This is a genomic window from Candidatus Infernicultor aquiphilus, assembly GCF_002784285.1.
Taxonomy (GTDB): domain Bacteria; phylum Atribacterota; class Phoenicimicrobiia; order Phoenicimicrobiales; family Phoenicimicrobiaceae; genus Infernicultor; species Infernicultor aquiphilus.
Genome location: NZ_PFKO01000317.1, coordinates 1 through 3,339 on the forward strand (window position 1 = coordinate 1; position 3,339 = coordinate 3,339).

The window sequence follows — 3,339 nt, forward strand, 5'->3', positions numbered from 1 at the left end:
TCGAGGCTCTTCTATCACCCAGAGAGAGATTAAAATCCTAGACTATGTAGCTGACTCCACCGGTACCTGGTATATCAAGGTATCTCTTTCTTCAGGAGAAGGAGATTATCAGTTAGAAGTGAATGCCTCTATCGATAACGAGGGAGGACCGGATAATAATCCCCCGGTAATTTCCTCACTTGATGCCAGTCAAAATTCTGTAGAAGTAAATCAAGCTGTAACCATTACCTGTAGTGCCAGTGATCAGGATACAGAGACTTTTACTTTTAGCTGGTCAGTAAATGGAGAGATTATTCAAGAAGAGAGTTCATCTTTAAACTGGAACGCCCCCGATACTGCCGGCACTTATAACATTAGCTGTACAGTGAGTGATGGTAGGGGTGGAGAGGATAGCGAATCAGTAAGCATTGAAGTAACCGAACCAGGCAATGGTGAAAATGATAATATAGGGGAAGTTAATTATCGGATTGAAATAACTACCGGAACCCGAATTGCGGCAGGAACTGATGCAAATGTCTATATCACTATATATGATAAAGATGGCCATGATAGTGGTGAGATTTTATTGGATGATCCGGGAGTTAATGATTTTGAGATAGGAGATACTAATATTTTCTCGGTCACTGCAATAAATATAGAAAACCTTGATTATATTATTATAAGACATGATAATTCTGGTAACTTCCCTGGTTGGTATGTCGATGAAATTCAGGTATCTAATGAGGAAATTAATAAAGAATGGACTTTTTTCCCTGACCAATGGTTATCTACCGATGAGCCACCAGATTATCAAACTCAGGGAAAATTTTATCCACAAGAAGAAACAGTAGAAGATAATGTCGAGTACGTACTATCTTTAACTAATAATGGAAGAACTCTTACTAGTAACCTACCAATTTTTGTGAGCGAAACTGAAAAGGGCTCTGAAATTGATTTAGATGGTGATGGAATACAACAACAATGGGAAGATAAAGCAATAGAATATATTAATCCTTATATTGAACTTGATGAAGAAGAGCCCTGGTTGCAACATCAAGATAGTGACTATGTGGCAAACTATATAAGAGTACATCCCTATGACCCTTTTTCTACTTCAACAACCTTTAATTCAGCTAATTTACCTAAATATATTATTTTCCGTTATGTAGTTACTTGGAGCCAGGATTATGGTAGACAAAGTTATGGGGGTGTTAATTTTGACATTTGGACCAGTCACCCAGGAGATCATGAACGTGTATTTATGGCCTGGAAGGTAATAGATAGTAATACTTTGAAATTGGATTGGGTTTTTACTTCTTCGCATGGGGATCCCGATGCTCATCATGCAGTTTGGAATGCCTCATATAGAACATGTAATAAGGGTGACGTTGCAACTTGGCCTCCTAAAGAATATGATCATAGTGAAGTGTTTTGTGGAGAGCTGCAGTTTAATGAAGACGGCCGACTAGTTATTTATGCCTCGGAAGGTAAACATGCTCTTTACCCTTCTTGTGATATATGTGATAACAAAGTAATGTTAGTAGATCTCCCTGGTCCCGTTAATGTAGGTGAGGATTGTGGTGGAGGAGGACGTTTTCGGTTTGATTGTTATAATGTTGGAGAACCTCCTAATTTAACAGATCCTAAAGTTCATGATCTTGACCCGAAGCTTGATACTTTTAAAAATGATTTGCCAGATATACTTATTAACAAGCTGAAAAGCCATTATAGGATAAGTATAAATACGAGCGATAGAGATTTGGCTGGTACAGATGCAGAAATACAGATTAAATTATTTGGAGAAAACAATATGAATTCCCAATGGTTTACAGTATACTCCAAATCAGACCCTCCTCGCCTAGCTAGTCATGTTGGAACTTTCGAAAGAGGAGATAAAGATAATATTATTATAGAATGTTCTGATTTGGGCAAGATTATTAAGATTCAAATCAAACATGATAATAGTGGTTTAGGGCCAGGATGGCATATCAATGAAATCTGGGTAGAAAATTTAGAAACTAATACCACCTGGCATTCTCGGCCAAATACTTGGTTAGATAAAGTATTATGGAATGATAATACCGATAAAACTTTTAATTTGGAGTAATGAATTGAAAGATTATCAAGGGGACGGATGTCTGGGGGTAACCGTCCTCTTGATACTAATTAAATTAAATATATTAGGAGAGATATAAAATATGAAGAAATATATTTTTCTTGCTTTAGTGACTGTCGTAATCTTTAGTTTATGTTTTTTAGTTAGTGCCCAAGATAAAGAAACTACCGAAATACCGGAAGGGTTTGTTTTTTATCATTATCAGTATGCCTATATGGATATCTCTTTATTTTATCCGGAGAATTGGATTAACTATTCTTCCCAAGAAAGAGGAGTAATGATTTATCTTCCTGATTCTAACGGAACCCTGATGTTTCGAGCAACACCCTTATTTGGAAAAGAATATACTCTTGCCGAACTATATTCTGTGAATATGGATACCCTGAAAGAAGCAGGTGCCGTTTTTTTAGAGTCTGTTCCGGATAAACTTTCCGGATATCCTGCTCAGCGGACTTTGTATACCATGAAATTCGGAAAAGATACACTTAAATTTATTCGCTATGATTCAATTATCGGAGATTTATTTTATTCTTTTAGCTTTAATACCCAAGAAGCAGAATTTGGAAAATATCTGAATGATATAATAAAAATAGTCCGTTCTATTAAGATTAATCAATAAAAGAATTGTTCCTTTCAATTTCTAATTTATTGATTTGTAAATGACACAGAGAACCGTTCCATGCATTAGTAAAATTTTTAAAAATATTTTTTAAAAAAAATACTAAAAAATGCTTTATTTATGATATAATATAAAATCGAAAAATTTAGTTAAGTAAGGAGGTGAAAAAATGGCTAAAATACAATGTGCTGTATGCGGAATGGATATAAAGAAAGAAAAATATGGCACTGAACATGAAGGGAAACATTATAGTTTTTGTTCGCAAGACTGCCAAGATGAATTTGAAAGTGACCCGGAAGAATATTTAGAAAAAGAAGAAAAAGAAGAAGAAGAAGATTGGAATTAATAATCTAAAATTTAATAACTAATAGTACTTAAAATTATATAAAGCAAATAGAGAGAATATTATTCTAAAAGTCCTTTGTTAAACCACAAAGGACTTTTAGAATTTTTTAAGGCTACGAAGCATGCTTTTAAATGAGCTGTCTTGATCATTCTGAAAAAGTAGAGGTCCACTCTGGTTCGGGCGGAGGATGGGAATCTAATATTTTTCTCCATTCCTCGTCAGTCAATCTATTTTCCATGGATTGTTTAAATTCATAATAACTGAAAGTTGGTCCCACTC

Annotated in this window: 4 protein-coding genes; 3 read left to right on the forward strand and 1 reads right to left on the reverse strand. The window is 34.8% G+C overall.

Features of this window, described 5'->3' with window-relative positions:
- The 3 genes from COZ07_RS08850 to COZ07_RS08860 all read left to right on the forward strand — a co-directional run.
- The coding region (locus tag COZ07_RS08850; RefSeq protein ID WP_406608202.1) for a PLAT/LH2 domain-containing protein at window positions 1-2,086 on the forward strand (2,086 nt) is incomplete at its 5' end.
- Window positions 2,087-2,177: 91 nt separating this feature from the next.
- The gene (locus COZ07_RS08855) at window positions 2,178-2,714 is read left to right on the forward strand and encodes a hypothetical protein (protein WP_406608203.1); all 537 of its coding nucleotides are present in this window, start codon (window positions 2,178-2,180) and stop codon (window positions 2,712-2,714) included.
- A 169-nt stretch (window positions 2,715-2,883) separates the two neighbouring features.
- A complete protein-coding gene (locus tag COZ07_RS08860) occupies window positions 2,884-3,060 on the forward strand; it encodes a YHS domain-containing protein (RefSeq protein ID WP_406608204.1) in 177 nt (58 codons plus the stop codon).
- A gap of 145 nt (window positions 3,061-3,205) precedes the next feature.
- On the opposite strand, the gene COZ07_RS08865 is transcribed toward COZ07_RS08860, so the two are convergent.
- A complete protein-coding gene (locus COZ07_RS08865) occupies window positions 3,206-3,337 on the reverse strand; it encodes a DUF3160 domain-containing protein (protein WP_406608205.1) in 132 nt (43 codons plus the stop codon).
- Window positions 3,338-3,339: the final 2 nt, after the last annotated feature.

Coding starts and splice junctions, on each gene's coding strand:
- COZ07_RS08855 (WP_406608203.1), top strand. CDS start 2,178: ATGAAGAAATATATTTTTCTTGCTTTAGTGACTGTCGTAATCTTTAGT.
- COZ07_RS08860 (WP_406608204.1), top strand. CDS start 2,884: ATGGCTAAAATACAATGTGCTGTATGCGGAATGGATATAAAGAAAGAA.